Origin of the sequence: Candidatus Schmidhempelia bombi str. Bimp, assembly GCF_000471645.3 — a bacterium.
Taxonomy (GTDB): Bacteria; Pseudomonadota; Gammaproteobacteria; order Enterobacterales; family Orbaceae; genus Utexia; species Utexia bombi.
Genome location: NZ_AWGA01000063.1, coordinates 34,857 through 58,673 on the forward strand (window position 1 = coordinate 34,857; position 23,817 = coordinate 58,673).

A 23,817-nucleotide genomic window follows, 5' to 3' on the forward strand; every position below is an offset into this window, starting at 1 on the left:
GTCAGTGACTATCATCTCCATATACATAGACGTCACAAAGTCTAATGATATTGAACAATATCATTAGACTGTAAGTTATTAAAGATAATCTCTATTTTATGCATTTTAGCTAAAAATTAATTTCAAACACCGATTTAGGTAATTGGAAATTTCGTAATTTTAATAAGTTGATCGGTCCAGAGCCCGATTGGGTACGCAAAATATATTTAAGTTTTTTATTTGGTTCAACCTGCCATTTTATCTCAAACCGGCTATTGTCTATTTGACGTATTTGCGCTGACTCTAACAATCTTATCCATGCCCAATCACCAGAGTAATATTGATATAGCTTAAGTCCCGTTTCTTCCGTATTCCAACTTAATTGAGCATGAGCAGAATAATCATTATCTGGCCAATGAATACGTTTCCAAGCGGGTTTTTGATTAAAATAGACTAGTTTTTGTTTATTAATCACCAATTCCGATTGAACAATATTATGTCCACTACGCGCCATTAAATCGAACTCAATTTTAGCATCACCGCTTTCAAAGACTTGGTTAGCTAATTGATTGAATAACTCCAATGTAGTTAAGAATTCATGACTAAAATTTAATCCTTCTGAATTAACCGGATCGATGACCCATTTATCCCCTTTTTTAATCAAAATTCCTGTCAATTCTGATTGTATAAATCGATCGATCACACCCGAATCAGGACGAATAAAGCGAGATAGTTCAGCTAGTGAGGCATCATTATCGGTATTTTTGAATGGATAGCGTCCAGCAAATGATTTTTCCCATGAATAGACGATAGCCTCACGCCATGTATCATTAAAACTTTTTGCAGCTGGTGTTAAAATAACCTGCCAAGCTTGTTCAAGCGGTCGTTTAAAGATACTGTATCCAAATCCTGACCATTCTTCACCAAGATTTGCCGCAATTAAGTTTCCATAATCACGCGTTGCGGTTAGATCAACCGAGGTTCCTTGAAATACACTCTTTGCCAACTGTTGCGCCATGGCTTGCGGATTAGCACTACTAACAATATTTTGTAGTTTTAATTTCACCTGAATAACCCGCATTAAATAAGTTTGTAAACTTAATTCATTGTGGTTATCTGATTTTAATAAATCTAGAATGGGACCAAAAGTAGGTGTTAATGGCCCTGTCGCTTCATTACTGTTTTTGAGTAGATTAGGAACATCGCGATTTTTGACTAATTCTTGGGCAGAACGAATTAATTCACGCGAGAATCCGTCACGATGATAAGCAACTTCTGCATGATATTTTATAACGCCAATCAACGCTAACAACGGTGATTGACGATTATCAGATAGTAATGAAAGTTGGTCAATAACATCTGAAATCGTATCAACATTATTCCACTGAATATTGTTTAAAAATAATAACCATGCCGCACTATAATCAGCAAAATAGCGATCAGTTAACCGTTTTTTAAGAACCTCTGGAGAAATGGAAACCAGTGCAGTTTCACTACCATCACTTAATACCCAGTCGATCTGTTCCTGTCGTGATTTGGAAGCTTGTTTAATTTCTCGCTCAATCATATCTTCCCACGCTTGCCGAGTATAAACACCAGGAATGACTTTATTTGCGGTGAACAAAGCCCGACTATCTACGCCATTTAATAAATTAATCAGGGATAGATCATTGAATCGCTGGCTTGCTCGTTGAATAATGCCTTGATAAATGGTTGTTTCCGCATTCTGTAATCCAATTTGATTGATTAAAACTTGACGAACATCCCGAATCAATTCTTGGCTAATTGGCGCTTTCCATTCAGGTTGTTTTTTAAGTCTATTTCCCCAAAATGTTAACAGCTCAGGCATCAAGCGCTGCCAATCCCCATCACTAATATCATTACCATGCTTCCAATGTTGGGTAACAAACTGTCCTAGGTAATGACCATCAGCTTTATCTGGATAGCCTAACATTAAGTAAGTTTTTAAAATATCATAGCCATTATCAATTAATTTATCGTATTTTGTCTTATTCGTTGGCGTATAAATAATTCGAGTAAGTTGACTGTTTAACCATAGATTTAATGGTTTAATCACATTCTCTTGGTTAGTTTTATAATATTTCTGCCAAAGTGCATGATATAACTTATCATTTTGACTTAAGCCAAAACGGTAGGTTAACGGTGGTAACTTCTGCTGACGATATTCTAATTTTCCAATAAGTAATTGCAATTGATATTGGGCTTCAAGTCGCTGTACATAGCGTGATGTGGTGTTTTGATTAATTTGATCAACGACGTGTAAACTTTGATTAATTAGTTTTCGGTTATGAATAAATGAAGTGCTTAAACCGATAACCATTAACACTGTAGCTAGCAAGGTTACACAACAAGCAATTGTACCTAAACTGATCCCCATTCGTTTATTTTTTGCTTTTTGGTTATCGGCAATGATTTTCATCCAGAGCGGTGATAATTGGAATGAAACATTACTATCCGTATCGCTACTGTCTGTTTGAGCATCTTTATGAGTTTGGTAAAAGGCGGTAAAAAATAATCCACGTAATACTGGACAATATGGCTGAGCAAAGAAACGCGTAAACCAGTTTTTTAAGCGCGGTATCTGTGTTTGCGCTAAATATTGGGATAACTCTAGTAAACAAGCGTGATGATTATGCAACATCACTTGTTGCATACCGATTTCGGTACACTGTGTAGTTAAATGAGTTAACGCTGTGGTGATATTATCAATATCCTGTTTTTTATGACCATCAAAACAAACCCCAACGCTCTGTTCTATACGGCCCTCTTGCTGCCAGCTTAATTGCTTATTCTCAACTAAATAAAGAGGAATGTCCCAACCTAAAGCCTGATTTTGTTTTCTTATTTGTAATAAAGCGTGTTCAAGCGTATGTGTTTTCTTATACTGTTCATCAGCATAATCGGAAGGTAATATCCACACTGTTGCATTAACAGGTTTATAATTAAATACCCATAATCGAGATAAATAACGTTTTACCATTTTAAACCAATCCGGATTGATTGGCGTTTGTATTTCCCCGCCCCAAATCAGTAATACATTATTGCTAACTAACCACTTTTTATCGGTCAACGCAGGGATAACGTTATCTACATCTTGCTGACGACCAGTAACGAATATTTTTCTAATTTTATAACGCCAAAAAATTCCATAATGGTAATGACAATGCGCCACCATACTGGTAAATTCAGAATAAGGTTTTGGTTCTTCGACTTTTTTGGGTTCTGAAGGGTTTAATGATTCCTGTTTAGATTTATCTTTAGCCCATAAAAGACGACTGCTAGTGATAATAATAGGGGTAAATAATAATACTAAAATTAATAATAGTGATTGTAACCAAATAGCGGCTTTTTGACCAAGGGTCACATATCCAAGCTCGTCACCCATTACATATAGAATAGAAGCAAGTACACCGCCACAGAGTAAAATAATAAAAATAAGACCTAGTATTTTCCAGTTTTTCTTCATTTACTACACCTCATCCTTTTCCTTATCTTTAGAAAATAGTATGTCCTGTTTATTTCCTATTGCCTTCAATCTGATTTTTCTACTTTTATTCAACATTTGATGACATAACGCCTCTATTTTTACTATCTGGTATCGTTCTATTCCGATAGGGGAAACTTGGTTAAGAAAATTTACCAGATACCCTTTGAAATAGTGTTTAAATAATGATCCTTCTGATTAAAATAAAAATGGATAACTTAGTTAATTTCTATTTCCTATTAGTGTTTAAATCTTCTTCGCAGATCAGTTCTCTGATTGGATCTTACCGGATGATTAATACTTTTTTACAACGAAATTAGCATTAGCGACGGGTTTTAGAATGGTCCCTATTTTTACCTATTCTATAAAAATTATTTTGATCGCTAAATCTTATAGTATTACAGATTGTAAACTATTTTCTAACCAATTTTTATCGTTATCCTCTATATTATTTACATTTATCACTACTAAAGGCTCAAAATATACACAATGCACCATACTATGGCTTATTTAATTATTTAATCACGGATAGAAGTATAATCAATAAAGAAATAACCTTATTGTCATTAGCAACAAGTAATAATGCTTAGTCACTTTAGGTTCTAAATAAAGCATAATAAAAACCTGATTCATTACCTATCGCTATGGCTATAAAGTTATCCTCTATTTTATCGAACTCATAGTAAAACTATCTTAGCCATATTAAATGGCTAGATAGCTTAGATTAACTTAGTTTACTCTTCCACCTGTGGACTATCCCATGTTAATGAGAGACCTTGTTCGGTATCAAAGTCAAGTTTAAGCACTTTATCGTGATAATTTTCTGCATTGGCTTGTAATAACAAATTAGAAACAACAGGTAGAATTTGTTGATTTAAGATACTATCGATATTACGAGCGCCTGTATCAGGTAGCAAACAAGCTGCAACCAATTCATCATATACAACTGGGCAAATATCAAAACGAACTCGGTAATGACGCATTAATCTAGCCGCAACTTTATCAAATTTAATTTGTAAAATTTGTCGCAATGCTGTCTCATCCAGAGGTCTAAAGATGACAGTTTGGAAACGAGCAAGTAATGCCGGCTGGAAATGTTCTCGCAAAATCGGGCGTAACAGCTCTTGTTGGGTAGCAACTGACGGCTCTTCAGGTAGCTGCTCAAATAATGCCATCAGTTCATCACTGCCTAAATTGGATGTCATTAAAATAAGTGTATTACGGAAATCAATTTCACGACCTTCCCCGTCACGCATAAAACCACGATCAAAAACTTGATAGAATAAGTTAAGCACATCGCGATGCGCCTTTTCTACTTCATCAAGTAATACGACACTATAAGGCCGTTTACGCACAGCTTCAGTCAAAATACCACCTTGACCATAACCGACATAGCCTGGCGGTGAACCTTTAAGTTGTGATACGGTATGTGCTTCTTGATATTCAGACATGTTGATGGTAATTAACGCGCGTTCCCCACCAAATAATGCATCAGATAAGGCTAAAGCGCATTCCGTTTTACCTACCCCTGATGGACCAACTAACAAAAATACGCCAATTGGGGCATCTTCAGCGGTTAATCCCGTTTTACTCGCTCTGATACGTTTCGCTATATCGAATAACGCATGATCTTGTCCAACGACGCGTTTACGTAACGTATCTTCTATCTGTAATAGATGACTCTGTTCATCTTTTAATAAACTTTCTAATGGTACGCCACTCCAATCTGCAATCACCGCTGAGACAATTCGGCTATCAACATCTAACGAAATTAATGGCGAATGCCCTTGTAGCTTGTGAAGCTTTTGTTGCGTTTGCGCTATTTCTTCGGCGATGGTTTCATCATCACTTTCTAGTTGGGTTCGTAATTCAATTAATTTTTCTATTAATTTTTTTTCTTGGTCAAATTGCGATTGTTGTTGTTTTCGTTGTTTTTCAAATTCTTCAATTTGCTGAGTAATTTCCATTCGCCTTTGTGGTAAGGTCGTTTTACCAATAGATTCATCATTTAATAACGCCTCTTCTTCAATTGATAGTGACGCTAATTTTGATTGTAGATCAATGATAGATTGTGGCACCATATCTAAACTCATTCGCACTCGGGCAGAAGCAGTATCTAATAAATCTACCGCTTTATCTGGTAATTGGCGACCACTGATGTAGCGACGTGATAGTAGAACCGCTGTTTTTACCGCTTCATCTAAAATATGTACCCCATGATATTGGGCGTAACGTGATTTTAGTCCGCGTAACATAATACATGCTGTTTCATCGTTTGGCTCATCAACTTTAACAATTTGAAAACGTCTTTCAAGCGCAGCATCTTTTTCGAAATATTGTTTGTATTCTGACCATGTGGTCGCCGCGATTGTTCTTAACTCTCCCCGAGCTAAAGCGGGTTTGAGTAAATTGGCAGCATCACCGCTACCCGCCGAATTACCGGCGCCAATGATTGTATGAGCTTCATCAATAAAGAGTAAAATAGGGGTTGCTGATTGTTGTACCGCAGTTACCACATTTTTAAGCCGTTGTTCAAACTCACCTTTTACACCAGCTCCTGCCTGTAATAACCCTAAATCAAGCGTAAGAATAGTAACATTTTTTAAATGTTCAGGTACATCGCCGTTCACGATACGTAAGGCTAATCCTTCAACTAAAGCTGTTTTACCTACACCTGGTTCGCCAACTAAAATTGGATTGTTTTTACGACGACGAGATAGAATATCAATCATTTGACGAATTTCATTATCTCGACCAAAAATAGGATCAATTTTCGATGCACGTGCTTTTTCGGTCACATCTTCGGTAAAACGGCTTAATACTGCTTGATGATGTTTCTGCGTTTCCATTGTAGGTTGGTTTTTTGTTGAGGACTTATCCGCTTCGCTTGAATGATTTTCAACCTCCGATCTCATTTCGGCTTTCTCTGTTAGCAATGACGGCTCACTCTCACCAAAGAACATCGGATTATTTGGTCCCTCATCAGAGATATCATCTAACTGGGAGCGGAAACGTTTTAGCGCAACGACAGATAAACTTACTAGTGGCCAAGCATTCTGTGCTTTTAACAGATGTGGCATTTCCTGTAATGCTTGCAATAAATGGATAGATCGAATTGTTTCTTCTTTATCCTCCAATGACGCTTTTAGCCATGCCGCTTTTAACAAAGCTAATAAGGAGGAAGATAATGTTGGTTTTTGTTTTATAGTATGCGGTAAAGAATCGAGATAATTTAATAACCCTTGCCAAACCATATCCATATCAAGTTGATAATGCCTAGCAACCACAGTAATATCACTATTGCCTTGTTCTAATAATTTTAATAACCAATGCTCAAATGTAATCTCAGTATGCGCTCTGGTTTGGCATAAACTGGCAGCTTCTTCTAATGCTTGCACGCAATAAGGATGGAGTCGCTGTAATAGAATGGTTGGGTCAAAATTCATCACTTTTCCTTTTTTGATATATCTTAATTATTTGTTGGAAATTCCGGATCAGATAAACTGATCCGGATAATCACGCGAGTGAATAGAAATTAACTGCGGCCTTCAACCCAGCTATCTGAATGGATAATATTACCATCCTTATAAGTCCAGGTGATTTTTTCATAACGAAGTTCAATACGTTCTAAGTGATTGTATTGTTCTTTTGTTGGATCTTTGATGTTGTGCATTTCAGGTTTAACAGAAACAACTTTTACGCCTTCCATTAAAGTATTGAAGTATTCAACTTCCTGTCCTGCATCATCAATTTTATACCACTTAATTTCTACATTCTTTAAATTTTGACCTGTAGTTACCGCTTTATATAAGTAAGGAGATGATGAATCTACTTCTTTAACAAATTCAAGCGCTTTATGTACGCGAGTACCGGTTAATTTACCCGTATTACCGTCTGTTGGGATATAGATTTTATGGTCAAATTCAACCACTTCTACGCTTCCTTCACGTCCAGCAACAGTTACTGAACCTTTGATTTCTGCGCCGCCATCATCTTTTAAGAACATATACGCTGGTACAGCCATTATTTATTCTCCTATTATTAATTATAATTAACATTATTGACTTATTTCTTCATTCAGCAAGCAACTTGCTGGTTGAGGAATTAAGCTTATTTCAACCCGTCGATTTTTGGCTCGATTCTCTAGAGAATCATTGTCCATCAACGGTTTTTTCGCTCCAAAACCTTGCGTTGCGAAACAGGTATCAGGAATATCACTATTTTTGATAATCCAATCTCTTACAACATCTGCTCGTTCACGTGATAATTGTAAGTTTTTATTTTGTTGACCGGTAGAATCTGTATGTCCTGTAATGAGAATCAACCAACCACCTTCATTATTTTGTTGAATTTGATTTTTTAAATCCGCTAAAGCATTAATTAAAAACTTATATGATTCTGGTTTTAATTTGCTTTGCCCACTTTCAAACAGTGATACGCTATCTAAACGAATGGTTTGCGGTTGTTTAATAACTTCTTTTATCGTTTCGATGATCACTTTTTCTGGTTCTGGTTGCTCTGGTGGCTTAGGTATATAACGACCTATAGCTTGCGTTAAGGGTTCAACTAATTGTTGACCACGATATAAACCAAAGCCTAAGCGTAATGGTTCTCCCTTTTGGAAATAATCATTAAGCCGTTGGCGATCAATCTTTATGGTATTAAGTGCCGCTAATTTCTCGTCATAACTGTTATCAGCAATTAAATCAAAGTGATGGATATCTTTTTGGACTTTCTCGATCAATTTTTGATTATTTAAATAAGAAGCTGTTAAGCAGCCAATAAAGAAAAAGCTAGTAAGGATAATAAACCCTAGCATCATCTTAGTTAATGGTGTAAATGGATAAGAAATTGGCATTAATTTTACTAAGCGATCAGGCGGCGAAATAACGGTCTGAATGGCTTTAGTATTTGGTAAAACTAAGCTGGTCCTCTCCAAAAGTTTTAATTCAAATAAATGATGGGTAATATGCTGATTATTCAACGGTAAAATAACTTGCCCAGTTGGAATGCAAGGCATAATAGGTTGTTTACGATCCGCTAATGCAGTTAATACGGTTTGATCAAACCATTGCGCAACCTCTGTCAACATTGCACGAATATGCATACGTTGCTCGCGTTCTTGCGGTGTTATTTTATTTGAATTAACCCAATTATCGATTGGTGTTACATAGTTATCCGATAAATAAATCTGCTGGTTGATAAGCTGATACCAATAAACAGGTAAGGGGGCGGTATCATTATATTGTATGTTATTTAAGCCGACATGCGTTGACACATAAACAGGTAAACGATATTTAGCTATACGGCATGTATCGACCCAGGATTGACGGAATGCATGTAACTTTGCAATAAATAGACCTTGCTTATCTTCTTGTTCTGGATTGAGTGCAAGGAATAATCCTATCCGCCCCAACATATCTGGCCAACGAGACACTAATGAATCAAAAACGATAGGAAGTGCCGCGCTTTCTTCAACATAGATCCACACCGCATCTGAAGAGACAACAATATGAGATTCGGCTAACGATAGATCATCAGGAAAAAATGCATTAGCACTGTTGCCAGTAACCAATAATATCGGTAAACGATAACGTTGTCTGGCTGGTAATAAATCTAACTTCTGCTGTAAAAAAAGAATATTAGCTGTTGATGCTTTAAGCAAGCGACGATATCGATATGATCGATATAGTAAGATTAAAGCAATACTTAATACTAAGACAGTACCAATCATCTTCCATCCGTAACTAATAGGAAAGAAGAATAAAAGTAAACATAAACTTAGCACTGTGGTATAGATGATCTGTAAACGCCATGGATAATGATGCATAATGCCCCCTTATCCTAATAGCGGTGTAATCAACAGATCTAGCTGATGATTTAAGTAAAAGTAAAGAATAATCGCTGTAATGACCGACGCACCAGTTAAAAGCAGAAGTAAAAGTTTGTGGCCTAAATAACGATGAGTAGCCACTTGTTCTATAATTGGATGAGTTTGGTCTTGTTCATACTCACGTACTGCCTCACGCAGTGCAAGGATAAGATGATCGCGCTCCCGCTGAGGTTGATCTAAATAGCAACCTTGAAAACCCAACCCAAGGACACGATCAAAACAGCTAAGCACTAATTGTTCCTTCTTATCCGCCCGTAAACGGCTACGCACTTTTTCAAATAGGGTATAACCCGCATTGTGCGTGTTGAAGAAAACAACTTGCAATGGTGCGCCTAACCAACTTTCATAATCATATTTATGTGCATCTTCACGATGACATAATAATACAGTTTCATCCAATAATGCACATAATGCATAACTAATATCATCAATGACATCTTGTGAATATTGTGCTTGTTGCAATGTTTCACGAACAGTAATAATGTGATCTTTGCATTTTTGATAAAGCTTACTGCCTGAGGTAATGCTGGCCCCTTGCTTTAATTGAACTACAATTAAAACAGAATCACGTAGTAATTCATCAATTAATATTGGCTTTGGTTGCATGTTCATGATCGTAATACCGCAAAGAGTTCTATTGAAATATCAGGCATTGCTCTTGGTATATAAAACTGACAACACCGCGCAGTTAACATATTTTTCGCAGAAGGATGAGTTAAATCCAATGCAAAATACTGATTTTCTAGGCGCATAGGTATTGCAGCGGGGACATGACTTAACGGTTTTATCGGTATACCTGATAATGCTGAATGAATGATTTGATTAACATCGTCTGGTGCACCAGCTTTACATAAAATAGGGAATTGCGTTTGCAGCTGATGTCCTGGCATGCTGGAATGAACTGATAAATAAAAATCTGCCTCTTCCACCAATCGATTATCATTAAGACGACCTGTCCACAATGTATCTTTATCATGTACCAGATCAATTTTAATAACACGCGATGGTAAACTTTCTTCAAGTAAATTTCGTAGCAAATTAAATAACGGTGGGAAAACCGTATTTAGTGAGGCGTGCTGATAAGACGGAATACCATCAATATCATTGGCTAATGAGAAAGTCAACAACGCGCCAGCTAGCGAAATCAGTGTATAATATAATTTCTCAGGATGAAGCTGAGGGTTATCGCGTAAAAATTTTAATTGTGGTTCAAAGCTGTTTAATGCATTGAGTAACCAAAATAGTGATACATCTGCCACCGCAAACTCAGCCATTTGTTGATTACGTTCATGACGCATTCCCATTAATCGCTGTCGTTTTGCTTGTAATTGTACACACAACAACTCAAGTTCTTTTATTAACGAACCACTTTGAGTGGATAAATTAAGCAACGGGGGTAAATATTCGCTATCTAGGATAAATTGCCCATTTGGTGCACGTTTCAACTTAGCAATAGGGCAGGTTAAATATTCGCTATGATCTTCAAAATCAAATAAAAAGGAGAGCGAATATCGTTCAACCGCAATCGTTTCTGTACCATGGCCTAATAGATCCGGTACTTCCATCCATTCGCATTGGTAACGTAATGGTCTTTCGGCTGGTTGTGAATCTGAAGCACAATTTCCACCATTGGCTTGTAACAAAGGTAGACCTATGTAAACCGTTACTTCCTCTACATGCGCAGGCACTTCTGTAACAAGATCGCGACTAGGCGGTAAACTATCTGAAATATCAGTATTAATTAAAACACCATCAGATAAACGGATATTGATCACGGTCGCGCTAAGGCGATTGACATTTAACGCTTGTGCATCAATCTCTAATCGTTCAACACCCCAAGGGTTAGCTAAATGATATTTAGCTAATTGTTGCTGACTATAGGTTTGCCATAATGCTTGCTGCTGAAATTGTTCGGGGGATAAGAACACCCCCTCATTCCATAATGGACGATAAATTTTCATAATTACCGATAACTCCCAGTATTTAACTTAAATGGTATTAAGGTTTAGCCTTTGGCATTTGTGATACCATAGATAAGTTAATATCCATTCCTTCAATCTGGAAATGCGGCACTAAGAAGGTTTTCACACGGAAAAAGCCTGGATTATCCTCAATATCTTCTACGATGACTTTAGCTTGACGTAATGGATGAGACGCTTGTACTTCATCGCTTGGATCGGTCATTTCTGTTACTAAGTTACTAATCCATTTATTTAGTTCTAGTTCAAGTACACGACGATCTTTAGTAGCACCAATGTTTTCACGTTGAATCACTTTTAAGTAGTGAGCGATACGTGAAAGTAAGAAAATATAAGGTAAACGAGAATTGATACGGCTATTTGCAGTTGCTTCTTTAGTGTCATAAATGGCTGGTTTCTGGCTAGAATTTGCCGAAAAGAAACAAGCATAGTCATGATTTTTATAAAACGATAATGGAATAAATCCTAAATTGGCAAATTCAAATTCACGTGTTTCAGGAATTAAGATTTCAGTTGGAATTTTAACCTGATTACCCGTACCTAAATCATATAAATGAATTGGTAAATCATCGACTAATCCACCCGCTTGCGGTCCACGAATTTGGACACACCAACCGTTGCGAATAAAACTTTTCACCATATTGGCCGCAAAAGCAAATGAAGCATTAGCCCATAAATAGCGTTCATGATCAGGACCTTTGACTTCCTCAATATAGTTGAAGCTACGTACAGGAACTGTATCAGGACCATAAGGTAAACGTGCTAATACTCGAGGTAAAGTTAAACCAACGTAACGTGCATCATCTGTTTCACGGAAACTATTCCATTTAGTGTATTCAGCACGATCAAAGTAGTTAGCAATATCCTTAATCGCTGCGACTTCTTCCATATTTTTCTTACCGAAGAAAGCAGGACCGACTGAAGCAATAAATGGCATATGCGCTGCTGCCGCCACTTTAGAGATATTACGTAGTAGAGACACATCCTGAGCACCACAACCAAATTCATAGTTAGAAATGGTAACACCAATCGGCTCTCCGCCCGGCGTATCATATTCTTGAATATAGGTATGACGATAGAATCCAGTTTGATTAATTTCTGGCGCATCTTCAAAATCTTGGATTAATGCATCTTTAGAAACATCTAATAACTCTATCTTTACGTTACGACGGAAATCGGTACGATCAACTAAAAATTTTAAACCTCTCCACGCTGATTCAATTTGTTGAAATTCAGAATGGTGCATAATTGCATCTAATTGACGACTCAATTTTTGGTCGATTTGGCTAATATGATAGTCAAGTAAATGTTTATCTAACTTTTCGACTTTCTGAGCCGAACTCTGTAACATTTTAAGTAAAATATTAACAGCTAATGTAATTCGCTCATCAGGTGATGATTCAAATAATACATCGTTATCTTCATACTTATTAATATCTTCAACTTTATCAATAGTATTAAGATTTATCTTATTGAATAATGATTGGTAAACACTTGTTGTTTCTTCTACTTCAGTAGCATGACCCACAGATTCTTTTTGTGCAGAAGACATATTTTTAACCCCTATAATTCTTAACTGCTGCCGTTTTAACTAAGTTTATTGAGTAACTTAATAATGATTTATTCTGCTGTTGCATCCTTAACAATGGCTTGTAACTCAGCACGAAGTTCGTCAGATAATTGCTCATCTTTAACAATTTTTTCAAGCTCATGACGGAAGGTCGCATTATCAAGTAAATTTGATTTTAAATCGCGTAATAAGTTACGCATAGCGAGCAAAGAACGTAATGCAGGAATCTTTTTAGCGACTTCTTCTGGTGTAAAATCTTTCATTGACTGGAAATCAAGATCAACCATGACTTCTGATCCATCATCAGCTAACGTATTTTCAACCACAATCTTGGCTTTTGGATTAAATTCTTTTAATACAGAATCAAAATTATTTTTATTAATTGAAACTTTACTTTTTTCAGACAAAGGACGGGTATCTTGCCCATGACTGTAGTCCCCCATAGCAACAATTTTAAGCGGAAGTTCAACTTTTTTCTGAGCACCGCCAGTATGAAGGTCTAATTGTATATTAACACGAGCCGCAGGCACTTCATTTTGATAACTATTAGACATAATACATCACCTTACATTGTAAATATTTAGTCTTTACAATTTTACCATAAGTTAGATTATCCATGTAAACAAAAAAACATAAATCATATCAATAAAATCAATAACAGATTCCGATTAAACACATAACATATTGGTTATTAAGCAGTTTTCTGGGAAAGTATTTAAAAATTTTTGTAATAAAAAATAATTTTTTTACAAAAAATAGAAAATAAATTAATAATATTAGTGATAATTTAAATGATTTTCTAGGCAATTAATCGTTTTTAACGATAAAAGGAAAGATAATTTAAGGGCATTGCTTTACATATTAGTGTTTTCTATTACTAGAACTATAAATAAAGCAATTGCCTAACTATTTATAAACAGATGAAATGTTTTGTTAAATATCCGTTAATTAATAATAAAAATGACTGCTTATTCTCCTGCTATCTAACTGTAAATTCCATTGATTAATTAATACATTAGCGTCATCGACCAAGAGTTTCCATACTTGACCAACCGTATGGTTAGGTTGTGTCGATGGTAACAATTCTCTTGGTGTTACTAATTGTATATCCGCAGGTAAATAACGTAATTTTTGATAAAGTACATTGAACGTCTGTTGATGGGGGTGACCAATCGCTATCGCATAACCTTTTTTACGGGCCAATTGGATGGCAATATCAAATTGAGCAGCAATATCATCTTCATTGATTGAATCATCCAAAAATATATCGCGAGATAATGTATCAACATGATAAATTTCAGCCGCTTCTTTCACACGAGTTGCGGCAATAGTACGGCTATCTAGGAAAAATAAAGCATAGTTAGAGACTCGGGCCATCACTTTCTTCATACCTGACAGACTGGACGTCATCCGACTACCCATATGATTATTGATACCTACCGCATAAGGAACTTTAACAATGGCTTCGTCAATAATACGCGCGATTTCGGCTTCTGACATGTCTGGAAATAAAGTATCTTTCTCTAATCCAGTAAGACGGATAGGCGCCATAGGTAAATGAATCATAACTTGATTACCATACAAATGGGCATAGGTAGCAATTTGTTTAGCGTAGGGGGAATTAGGCAGTACAGCTACTGTAATTTTGGGTGATAATCGCACAACTTTTTTTTCAATTTCTTGCCGATAACCAAAGTCATCGATAACAATAGCTAAACGCGCAGCCGATACCGGCAAAATGATCATACTTAATAAAATAAATGTTAAAAATCGACTCATTGTTTTAACCACGCTTGGGGATTTAGCGCTTTTCCATCTCTTCTTATCTCAAAATAAAGTGCTGGCTTACCTTGTCCACCACTATTTCCAACTAGTGCAATTGCTTGACCGGTTTGCACATTATCATCAACTTTAACTAATACGCGTTGATTATAACCATACAAACTCATATCCCCTTTTCCATGATCTATGGCGACTAAAAATCCATATCCCTGCAACCAGTTTGCTAATATAACTCGCCCAGCAGCAATCGCTTTAACCGTAGCGCCTTCTTTGGCACTAATGACTAATCCCTTCCAATAGAGTTCATCTTGTAAGGCTTCGCCAAATCGATGAATAACCTTACCCGCTAGAGGCCAACTCAGTTTATTTTGAGGTTTGCCGATACCGCTAACACGTGCCATCAACGCCTTTTCAGATACCGTTGGTTTGTAATTACTCTGTTTTTGACGGGAACGAATTTCTGCTGCTTTTTGTGATTCCTGTTCAGATTTACGACGTGCATTATGTCTAGCCTGATCCAGTTGTGTCTGTAACTTCGCTTCATTTTCACGTAACTCATCTAGCTTTTGCTGTCCAGCTTGCATTGAAGAGTCTAAGGCGATAAGTGTTTTCTTACGCATTTGACGATTAGCCACAAGACTTGCTCTTTCCTGTTTTTGTTTATCTTGTAACACTTGCTGTTCTTGCCTTTTTATTTCCACTTTCTGTTTACGATCAATCAGTTCCATCTGAATGGTTTTTAATTGATTAATTTTCTGTTGTCTAAATTGGTTAAAATAACCAAAATATTGGATAATACGTTCTTTACGCTCATTCTCTTTTGCTTGAAAAATGAGTTCTATTCCAGAATTGCGACCTAAAAGAAAAGCATGCGTTAATTGGTTGGCTAAGATTTTGCGTTGTTTGGCTTGATCTTTCTCTAACTCACTGATTTGACCATTTAATTGCGTTATTTGTTGATCAATCTTGTTTAATGCATTGTCTATTGACTGAATCGATTCTAATAACTTAGCGATCGACGTTTCTTGCTTTTGTAATTCTTTATTTAATGCTGCGCGCTCTATGCGCTGCTGAGCTAATTTCTTTTCTTGTTCGGCAATCGATTGACGAATAGAAGAAAGACGATCTTTATTATTGGCGTAAGCAGAATAAGAAACAGTGGTCATTGCTCCCAGTAGGCTACTTAATAAAATAACTAAAAATCGTCTTTTCATATGACTAACGCTCTTATCCATTAGAGCGATATTTCCTATTATTTTAATTTAAACAATGGTTTACCGGTCATTTCTTGCGGTATGTCCATATTAATCAAGGTTAATAAGGTTGGTGCAAGATCAGATAATTTACCCCCTTCTATTGCTACCGCAGGTTTACCCACATAAATTAATGGTACAGGTAAATTGGTATGCGCCGTATGTGCTTGCCCTGTTTCATCATCACGCATTTTTTCCGCATTGCCATGATCAGCAGTAATTAATAACTGTCCATCAACCTGTTTTACGGCATCAACCACACGCCCTATACAGACATCCAAAGCCTCAACGGCTTTTACCGCTGCCTCAAATATTCCCGTATGTCCGACCATATCACCATTAGGATAATTACAAATAATGACATCATATTGTCCATGAGTAATCGCATTCACTAATTTATCCGTTAATTCTTGAGAGCTCATTTCTGGCTGTAGATCATAAGTAGCGACTTTAGGCGAATTAACTAAAACACGGTGTTCATGATTAAATGGCTCTTCTACACCACCATTAAAGAAGAACGTAACATGTGCGTATTTTTCCGTTTCAGAAATACGTAATTGCGTTTTATTATGTTTGGCTAACCATTCGCCTAACGTATTGGCTAACGAGGCTGGTGGATAAGCGACAGACGCCTTAATATTATCCGCATATTCGGTTAACATCACGAATTCAGCAAAATTAATCACGCGTTCACGTTTGAAGCCATCAAAATGACTATCGACAAAAGCACGTGTAATCTGTCTTGCACGGTCAGCACGGAAATTCATAAAGACTAATACATCCCCATCTTCCATTCTTGAACTGACATCATCCTCTGACTGAATAATCGTTGGTTTAACAAATTCATCGTTTTCATCACGTGCATACGCGGCTTGTAAACCGTCGAGAGCAGTGTTAGCTTTAAATTCACCCTTAGCATCAACAATCAATTGATAAGCTTGCTCAACACGTTCCCATCTATTATCACGATCCATCGCATAGTAACGACCAATAATCGAGGCAATACGTCCTTTTCCTAATTCAGCAAATTTGTTATGTAAACGTTGTAGTGGCATTTGTGCACTGCGTGGCGGCGTATCGCGCCCGTCAAGAAAAGCATGTAAATAAATCTTTTCAGCGCCGCGTTGTGCCGCTAATTCAACCATCGCAAGGATATGATCATCATGGCTATGTACACCTCCCGGTGATACTAATCCCATAATATGAACCGCTTTACCATGGTTAACCGCCTTATCGACAGCACCTGTTAAAACTGCATTAGTAAAGAAGTCACCACTAAGAATATCTTTTGTAACGCGGGTGAGATCTTGATAAACAATCCGCCCTGCACCAATATTGGTATGTCCAACTTCCGAATTCCCCATCTGACCATCAGGTAAACCAACATCCATACCTGAGGCTGAAATTAAGGTATTTGGGTAATTTTTAAGCAGACTATCCATTACAGGTTTTTGTGCTGCGGCAATGGCATTATCTTTTTGCTCTTCACGATACCCATATCCATCAAGAATAACGAGAACTATCGGTTTATTGCTCATTTGTTTCCACCTTTTTATACCAGTTCATTTTTTAATTTTATTGTATTGTATTCTACTATAAGAAACCGATTAGAGGTATAGGAAATATCAGATGCTATCTATAACCATTTGAATATTTTGGGTATTGCTTTTATGGCTAAAAGTCAAGGGTTAACCGTCAATTCAAGATAAATTATCGATGTCCGCTATTTATACTGTTTAGTGCCTTAAAATAGATATTAATTTGAATCGTGGTTTTAACTATATAAAACATGATCATCATTTATCCATTTTAACTCACAAATGAATAAATGATGATGGTTTAAATGATATCTTTTATCTCTTCGCTTGCGATTGAGGTACTAGCCACCAAACCGTTTCGCTTCGATGATATCAGGTAATTGTTTAATCTTATTTAATACACGATTTAATGCTGTCTGATCATAAACCACTAATATCATATCGATGGTGGCAATTTGTTGCTTAGCATCGCTACGACTCGAAACACTCGATACATTCACCTTTTCATGCGCCAAAATAGTGGTAATATCACGTAATAAACCATTGCGATCATTGGCGATAATCTGCATAACAAATTGATAACTCTCTTGCTGATTATCTCCCCATTTGGCATCGACAATACGTTCAGGTGCATGATTTTTTAATTCAATAAACTGTTCACAATCGGCTCGATGTACTGAGATTCCACGTCCTAAGGTAATAAATCCAGCGATATTATCGCCAGGGATAGGTAAACAGCAACGAGCAAGGCTATACATTAAATTACCTAGACCTTCGATAATAATTTGCCCATTGGCCTTATTATTGCGCAATAATTGAATCTGTTCGGATTTTTGCGTAATTTGCTTTAATACCGCTTCATCTTCCTCTTCTGCCGTTGGTTTGTTTAATTTGGTATTAACAAAATTGATTAACTGATTAATGCGAATATCGCCACTACCAATACTGGCTAACACTTCTTCAAACGAATGGGCGTTATAGCGTTTGATCAGTAATTTTTCTACTTCTTTAAAGGTGGTATCGATCTGGGACAACTCACTTTCTAAGATTTGCCGTCCAGATAAAATATTTTTATCACGATCTTGTTTTTTAAACCAAGCCTGAATTTTGGCTCTAGCGCGGCTACTATTTACAAAACCTAAATTAGGATTAAGCCAATCACGACTTGGATTAGGTTGTTTTTGGGTAATAATCTCGACTTGTTCACCCATTTTTAACTGATAAGTAAAAGGCACAATGCGCCCTGAGATTTTGGCACCAATGCAACGATGACCAATATCACTATGAATATGGTAAGCAAAATCAAGCGGAGTTGATCCGGCAGGTAAATCCACCACATCGCCTTTTGGTGTAAAAACATACACTCTATCATCAAAGACTTGACTACGCACTTCATCTGGAATGGTACCGCTGTCTGACATCTCCTCGCGCCATGCAAGCAATTTACGCAACCAAATAATACGCTGATCATAAGCGGTCATTTTATCCGTACTGCCTTCTTTATATTTCCAATGCGCAGCGATCCCCAGCTCTGCATCGTTATGCATCTGCTTTGTACGGATTTGAATTTCGATGGTTTTATTCTCAGGACCTATAATCACCGTATGAATGGATTGATAACCATTTGGTTTAGGATTAGCAACATAATCATCGAATTCTTTAGCGATATGCTCAAAGTTAGCATGAATGACCCCTAAGGCAGCGTAACAATCTTCAATCCGCTCAGCGATAACTCGAACCGCACGAATATCATAAAGCTGATCAAAAGAGAGCAATTTATTTTGCATCTTACGCCAAATGCTATAAATATGTTTGGGACGACCATACACTTCGACTTGTATATGATCCACATTCATCATTGCCTGTAAATTTTTTACAAAATTATCAATATAATGTTCGCGATCAATTCGTCTTTCTTGTAATTTACTTGCAATGAGACGGTAATCATTGGGGTGCATATAGCGGAAACAGAAGTCCTCTAGTTCCCATTTTAGTTGCCCGATACCCAACCGATTAGCCAACGGCGCATAAATGTTAAAACACTCTTTGGCAGCCAGTACACGCTCCTCTTCGGAGGCGCCAAGCATATCACGTAAAAACATAATTCGTTCAGCTAATTTAATAATCACGCTACGAAAATCTTTTACCATTGCTAATAACATACGACGTATATTATCAATCTGTTCTGGCGTTTGATTACTGTTACCCCCTGCTTTAAGTTGACCAATATTTTTCATACTTATCACACCAAAAGCGAGTTGAATGATATTCTTATCAATATCATCTTCTAAATCATCGTAGCGGATCACTTTCGCTTCAAGAAAAGGAAATAATAAGGCGGCACAAAAACTGTCGACGTCTAAATTAAGCATCGATAAAATTTCAATCATCTCGATAGCATTATGAAAACAGATCAACTGTTTATCTGAACCCGCGCTATTTTCAAAGCAAAAATCCCATATTGATTTAAATTTATCAAATGTTGCCTTATTAGATAACTGTAATTCTTGTTTAGCCCACTTATCGAAATCAAACTGTTCAAGGGCATAATGTTCATCAAGATGTTGATGAGCGCCTCTTACTGATACCATAATTTTATTCCGTTAATCCTGATTGTTTATTTTACGAACCTTATCATTGATTCAAGATGTTTCGTTTGAGGAAACATATCAAGTATCGCTAATTGATCTATCCTATAGCCAGCCTCAAGTAAAATTTTACTATCTCTTACTAATGTTGCTGGATTACATGATATATAAATAATGGTCGAACACGCCATAGAGACCATCTGCTTAACCATATTTAATGCACCAGAACGTGCGGGGTCAAGCAATATTTTATTAAATGGCGTAGTATTTAACCATGTTGCGGTTTTATCTAAATGATCCAAATCGTGCTGATAAAAGTGCGCATTAAGTGTTTTTTGGTTATTTAGCCGTTGATTGACGGCAACATTCGCCGTTGCTTTTTCAACTAAGGCGTTAACCCCCTCAATTCCGACCACTTGCTTAGCATATTTCGCCATCGGTAATGAAAAATTGCCCATTCCACAAAACAGATCTAACACATAATCTTCATCAGTTAATGCTAACCAATCTAGCGCTTTAGCCACCATTTTTTGATTTATTTCCCGATTTACTTGGATAAAATCTAAAGGGCTGAACGTCAGTTGTAAATCATCGATATAATAATATGGATCACCATTTTGTGTTAGCTGTACTAATGTCTCACCATGTAGATAAAAACTGAGTTGATATTGCTCAGCAAAAGAGGTTAATTGTTGTTTATCTTGCTCAGATAATGGCTTTATATGACGCAAAACCACAATGATTCCGCTCTCTACGTCTAATATCTCTATATGACCTAACGCTTTTTTATTGGTTAGTGAATTCAATCTATCACGTAAAGGCTGAACTAACTTTGCTAAGTTCGGCGTTAAGATCGGGCACATGTCGATATTAACAATATCATTGCTCGTCTGTTTGCGAAACCCCATCACTAATCGATCGTTAATCACCAATAAAGCTAAACGCGCACGGCGACGATAAGCATAGTTATTAGCTGCAATTACGTCCACGCTTAAGTGATTTAAATTTATGCCTGTTTCTCGTTCTAATAAGTACTGTAGTGCTTGCTGTTTACTCTGCTGTTGAATTGCGGTTGAAGCGTGTTGTAACTGGCATCCTCCACATATCCCAAAATGCTGGCAAGCAGGTTGGACTCGTTGCGGGCTATCATTCTTACGTCTAACAACTTCCGCTTTGGCATAATGCTTTTTGTCCTCAGTAATACGAATATCAACTTTCTCACCAGGTAATGCTTGCTTAACAAAAATAGTTTTTCCTCGCTCTTTAGCAATACCTTGACCAAATGCATCAAGTGCCATAATCTCAACTTGTTTTACTTGGTTCGTGATGGGTTTACGAATTGGAGTGTAAAAATTGGCCATATCATTTTCTTAATATATTTGACGATCAGCAAATTTTTTTATTAATGCAACATTGATTTCAGAGGGTACAAAGCTTGATACATCTCCATGATGCATGGCTATTTCTCTCACCAACGTCGATGATAAAAAATGATATTTTGCTGAAGCGATTAAAAATAACGTTTCAAGATCCGGTTTTAGCTGAACATTGATTTCAGCTAACTGTTTTTCATATTCAAAATCTTGACTGTTTCGTACTCCACGAATTAATACCGAGGCATGTTGCTCACGAGCAAAATCCGCCATTAACTGCGAAAATCCCAATACCGTTACCTTCGGTAAATGAACAATACTTTGGCTTACCATCGTTACGCGCTCGTCTAGGGTAAACAAGGTTTTCTTACTTGGGCTTGCCGCAACCGCAATGATTAAATGATCAACCAAATTTGCCGCACGTGTAATCAGATCGATATGTCCATTAGTGATAGGGTCAAAAGTACCAGGAAAAATAGCAGTGATTATTTTTTTCATAACCAAACCTGTGTATGATGTACGATTTAAAGTTATATCATACCGAATTTTCGGCATAATTGTTAGTTTTAGGAACAGAAACAACCATGGTAAATAAGATCTCTGCGGTAATTATTACTCTTAATGAAGAAAAAAATATTGGGCGTTGTTTGTCCTCACTACAAGGTGTGGCTGATGAGATCATTGTAGTGGATAGTGGTTCAACCGATGATACTCAACATATTGCTATGCAGTATGGGGCACAATTTATCGTTCAACCTTGGCAAGGTTATGGGAAACAAAAGAATATCGCTGCTGAAAAGGCAAAGTATGAATTTATTCTCTCATTAGATGCAGATGAAGCGCTTTCCGAACAACTCAGGTCAACACTAATCGCCATTAAAAATCAACCGATGGCAGATGCTTACCAGTTTAATCGTTTAACCAATTATTGTGGGCAATGGATTCGTCATTGTGGTTGGTATCCTGATAAAAAAATCAGATTATGGCGCAAAGGTATGGCCAGTTGGACCACGCCTCGTATCCATGAAACGATTAAACTAGCTGGCGGCGTTAACGCTAAGCCAATCCAAGGCGATTTACTCCATTACACCTATTATACGATTGCCGAACATATCGCGGTCGCCAATAAATATACGACTTTAGTTGCTCAAGAATACGCTGATCGAGGCAAAAAACCGACCTTGATTAAATTATTTTTAAGTCCAATATTTGGTTTTTTACGCGATTATTTTTTACGTTTAGGTTTGCTCGACGGCTATTATGGTTTTGTTATTTGTTTAGTCGCCGCTTTTTCAACCTTTTTGAAATATGCAAAACTTAAACAGCTTTTACAAGAGGAGAAATAATGCAACCCTCATCATTAACACTAATTGTCACCACTTACAACTGGCCAGAAGCGTTGAATTTAGTGCTTTTATCGATTAAACAGCAAACCGTCCTACCCGATGAAGTAATTATTGCTGATGATGGTTCGGCGGCCCCTACACGCGATCTCATTGCCCAATATCAACGCGATTTTCCTGTTCCCTTGATCCATAGTTGGCAAGAAGATGCTGGATTCCGTTTAGCACGCTCTAGAAACCAAGCCATTGCCATGGCTAAAGGCGATTATATCGTCATGATTGATGGCGATATGGTACTTGAACGGCATTTTATACAAGACCATAAACGCATTGCTAAACCACAACAGTTTATTCAAGGGCGTCGAGTGATTTTGACCGAAAAAATAAGCCAACATGCGTTAATCAATAACAATATCCACTTTTCTTTTTTCTCACCAGACGTAAAAAATAAAATAAATTGCCTCCACTGTCCGCTATTATCACCCATGATTTCTAGCTTATTTTCGCAACAAACTTATCGTTCAGTACGTGGTTGTAATATGGCAATGTGGAAAACAGATTTGATTACCGTCAATGGTTTTAATGAAGCTTTTGTCGGCTGGGGACGAGAAGATAGCGAATTTGTATTACGCATGTTAAATAATGGCATTAGACGTAAAGATTTACGCTTGGGAGGTATTGCTTATCATCTTTACCACCATGAAAATTCTCGGAAAAACCTAGATAAAAACGATGATTTACTAGAAGAAGCAGTCAAAAATCGAACGACTTATTGTCAACAAGGACTAGCTAACCATTTATAATCAAATAATACCGCAATAATAATATACAAATTAATAGGTCTACTTTTATGCCAAACAGTAGACCTATTGTTAACCTATCCCACCTGCTATCTATACAACATAAAAACAAGTAAAAAAAATCTAATAAATAATATGTACTTTCGTGTTAGTTTATAGCACAATTCGCACGTACTGTAAGACTAATCTTTTAAATTAACACTTTGATTTATAA

Annotated in this window: 16 protein-coding genes; 2 read left to right on the forward strand and 14 right to left on the reverse strand. The window is 36.8% G+C overall.

Going from position 1 to position 23,817, the window contains the following annotated elements:
- Nucleotides 1-109: 109 nt before the first annotated feature.
- The 14 genes from O970_RS06480 to coaD all read right to left on the reverse strand — a co-directional run bounded on the left by O970_RS06480 (nt 110) and on the right by coaD (nt 21,958).
- On the reverse strand, nt 110-3,466 hold the full coding sequence (locus tag O970_RS06480; RefSeq protein ID WP_024496310.1) for an ImcF-related family protein: 3,357 nt from the start codon (nt 3,464-3,466) through the stop codon (nt 110-112).
- Between the two features lie 752 nt (nt 3,467-4,218).
- The gene (gene tssH, locus O970_RS06485) at nt 4,219-6,930 is read right to left on the reverse strand and encodes a type VI secretion system ATPase TssH (RefSeq protein WP_024496311.1); all 2,712 of its coding nucleotides are present in this window, start codon (nt 6,928-6,930) and stop codon (nt 4,219-4,221) included.
- 89 nt (nt 6,931-7,019) lie between these two features.
- Nucleotides 7,020-7,508, reverse strand: coding sequence for an Hcp family type VI secretion system effector (locus tag O970_RS06490; RefSeq protein WP_024496312.1), 489 nt, complete (start codon nt 7,506-7,508; stop codon nt 7,020-7,022).
- Between the two features lie 33 nt (nt 7,509-7,541).
- Nucleotides 7,542-9,314, reverse strand: coding sequence for an OmpA family protein (locus tag O970_RS06495; RefSeq protein WP_024496313.1), 1,773 nt, complete (start codon nt 9,312-9,314; stop codon nt 7,542-7,544).
- A 9-nt stretch (nt 9,315-9,323) separates the two neighbouring features.
- Nucleotides 9,324-9,989: a type VI secretion system protein TssL, short form gene (tssL, locus tag O970_RS06500; protein WP_081685280.1), complete on the reverse strand. Its 666-nt coding sequence runs from the start codon at nt 9,987-9,989 to the stop codon at nt 9,324-9,326.
- Complete coding sequence (tssK, locus tag O970_RS06505) at nt 9,986-11,338, reverse strand: type VI secretion system baseplate subunit TssK (protein WP_024496315.1); 1,353 nt, start codon at nt 11,336-11,338, stop codon at nt 9,986-9,988. The genes tssL and tssK overlap by 4 nt, the downstream gene beginning before the upstream one ends.
- A 37-nt stretch (nt 11,339-11,375) precedes the next feature.
- The gene (gene tssC, locus O970_RS06510) at nt 11,376-12,908 is read right to left on the reverse strand and encodes a type VI secretion system contractile sheath large subunit (RefSeq protein WP_024496316.1); all 1,533 of its coding nucleotides are present in this window, start codon (nt 12,906-12,908) and stop codon (nt 11,376-11,378) included.
- Nucleotides 12,909-12,976: 68 nt separating this feature from the next.
- Complete coding sequence (gene tssB, locus O970_RS06515) at nt 12,977-13,480, reverse strand: type VI secretion system contractile sheath small subunit (RefSeq protein ID WP_202976364.1); 504 nt, start codon at nt 13,478-13,480, stop codon at nt 12,977-12,979.
- A 394-nt stretch (nt 13,481-13,874) separates the two neighbouring features.
- Nucleotides 13,875-14,705 carry a divergent polysaccharide deacetylase family protein gene (locus O970_RS06520; protein WP_024496318.1) on the reverse strand — a complete coding sequence of 277 codons (831 nt, stop codon included), beginning with the start codon at nt 14,703-14,705 and terminating at the stop codon, nt 13,875-13,877.
- Nucleotides 14,702-15,922, reverse strand: a complete 1,221-nt coding sequence (gene envC / locus O970_RS06525) for a murein hydrolase activator EnvC (protein WP_166667090.1) — start codon at nt 15,920-15,922, stop codon at nt 14,702-14,704. The genes O970_RS06520 and envC overlap by 4 nt, the downstream gene beginning before the upstream one ends.
- 38 nt (nt 15,923-15,960) lie before the next feature.
- Nucleotides 15,961-17,499: a 2,3-bisphosphoglycerate-independent phosphoglycerate mutase gene (gene gpmM / locus O970_RS06530; RefSeq protein WP_024496320.1), complete on the reverse strand. Its 1,539-nt coding sequence runs from the start codon at nt 17,497-17,499 to the stop codon at nt 15,961-15,963.
- A 341-nt stretch (nt 17,500-17,840) separates the two neighbouring features.
- The gene (relA, locus tag O970_RS06535; RefSeq protein WP_024496321.1) at nt 17,841-20,090 is read right to left on the reverse strand and encodes a GTP diphosphokinase; all 2,250 of its coding nucleotides are present in this window, start codon (nt 20,088-20,090) and stop codon (nt 17,841-17,843) included.
- Nucleotides 20,091-20,116: 26 nt separating this feature from the next.
- Nucleotides 20,117-21,448, reverse strand: coding sequence for a 23S rRNA (uracil(1939)-C(5))-methyltransferase RlmD (gene rlmD / locus O970_RS06540; RefSeq protein WP_024496322.1), 1,332 nt, complete (start codon nt 21,446-21,448; stop codon nt 20,117-20,119).
- Nucleotides 21,449-21,457: 9 nt separating this feature from the next.
- Nucleotides 21,458-21,958 (reverse strand): pantetheine-phosphate adenylyltransferase, encoded by a 501-nt coding sequence (gene coaD, locus O970_RS06545; RefSeq protein ID WP_024496323.1) that lies wholly within the window; start codon nt 21,956-21,958, stop codon nt 21,458-21,460.
- Nucleotides 21,959-22,044: 86 nt separating this feature from the next.
- On the opposite strand from coaD, the gene O970_RS06550 reads away from it, so the two are divergent.
- Both O970_RS06550 and O970_RS06555 read left to right on the forward strand, forming a co-directional pair.
- On the forward strand, nt 22,045-22,806 hold the full coding sequence (locus O970_RS06550; RefSeq protein WP_024496324.1) for a glycosyltransferase family 2 protein: 762 nt from the start codon (nt 22,045-22,047) through the stop codon (nt 22,804-22,806).
- Nucleotides 22,806-23,606 carry a glycosyltransferase family 2 protein gene (locus O970_RS06555; protein ID WP_024496325.1) on the forward strand — a complete coding sequence of 267 codons (801 nt, stop codon included), beginning with the start codon at nt 22,806-22,808 and terminating at the stop codon, nt 23,604-23,606. Before O970_RS06550 ends, O970_RS06555 begins: the two co-directional genes overlap by 1 nt.
- The last annotated feature ends 211 nt before the right edge of the window (nt 23,607-23,817 follow it).

Coding starts and splice junctions, on each gene's coding strand:
- O970_RS06480 (WP_024496310.1), bottom strand. CDS start 3,466: ATGAAGAAAAACTGGAAAATACTAGGTCTTATTTTTATTATTTTACTC.
- tssH (WP_024496311.1), bottom strand. CDS start 6,930: ATGAATTTTGACCCAACCATTCTATTACAGCGACTCCATCCTTATTGC.
- O970_RS06490 (WP_024496312.1), bottom strand. CDS start 7,508: ATGGCTGTACCAGCGTATATGTTCTTAAAAGATGATGGCGGCGCAGAA.
- O970_RS06495 (WP_024496313.1), bottom strand. CDS start 9,314: ATGCATCATTATCCATGGCGTTTACAGATCATCTATACCACAGTGCTA.
- tssL (WP_081685280.1), bottom strand. CDS start 9,989: ATGAACATGCAACCAAAGCCAATATTAATTGATGAATTACTACGTGAT.
- tssK (WP_024496315.1), bottom strand. CDS start 11,338: ATGAAAATTTATCGTCCATTATGGAATGAGGGGGTGTTCTTATCCCCC.
- tssC (WP_024496316.1), bottom strand. CDS start 12,908: ATGTCTTCTGCACAAAAAGAATCTGTGGGTCATGCTACTGAAGTAGAA.
- tssB (WP_202976364.1), bottom strand. CDS start 13,480: ATGTCTAATAGTTATCAAAATGAAGTGCCTGCGGCTCGTGTTAATATA.
- O970_RS06520 (WP_024496318.1), bottom strand. CDS start 14,705: ATGAGTCGATTTTTAACATTTATTTTATTAAGTATGATCATTTTGCCG.
- envC (WP_166667090.1), bottom strand. CDS start 15,922: ATGAAAAGACGATTTTTAGTTATTTTATTAAGTAGCCTACTGGGAGCA.
- gpmM (WP_024496320.1), bottom strand. CDS start 17,499: ATGAGCAATAAACCGATAGTTCTCGTTATTCTTGATGGATATGGGTAT.
- relA (WP_024496321.1), bottom strand. CDS start 20,090: ATGGTATCAGTAAGAGGCGCTCATCAACATCTTGATGAACATTATGCC.
- rlmD (WP_024496322.1), bottom strand. CDS start 21,448: ATGGCCAATTTTTACACTCCAATTCGTAAACCCATCACGAACCAAGTA.
- coaD (WP_024496323.1), bottom strand. CDS start 21,958: ATGAAAAAAATAATCACTGCTATTTTTCCTGGTACTTTTGACCCTATC.
- O970_RS06550 (WP_024496324.1), top strand. CDS start 22,045: ATGGTAAATAAGATCTCTGCGGTAATTATTACTCTTAATGAAGAAAAA.
- O970_RS06555 (WP_024496325.1), top strand. CDS start 22,806: ATGCAACCCTCATCATTAACACTAATTGTCACCACTTACAACTGGCCA.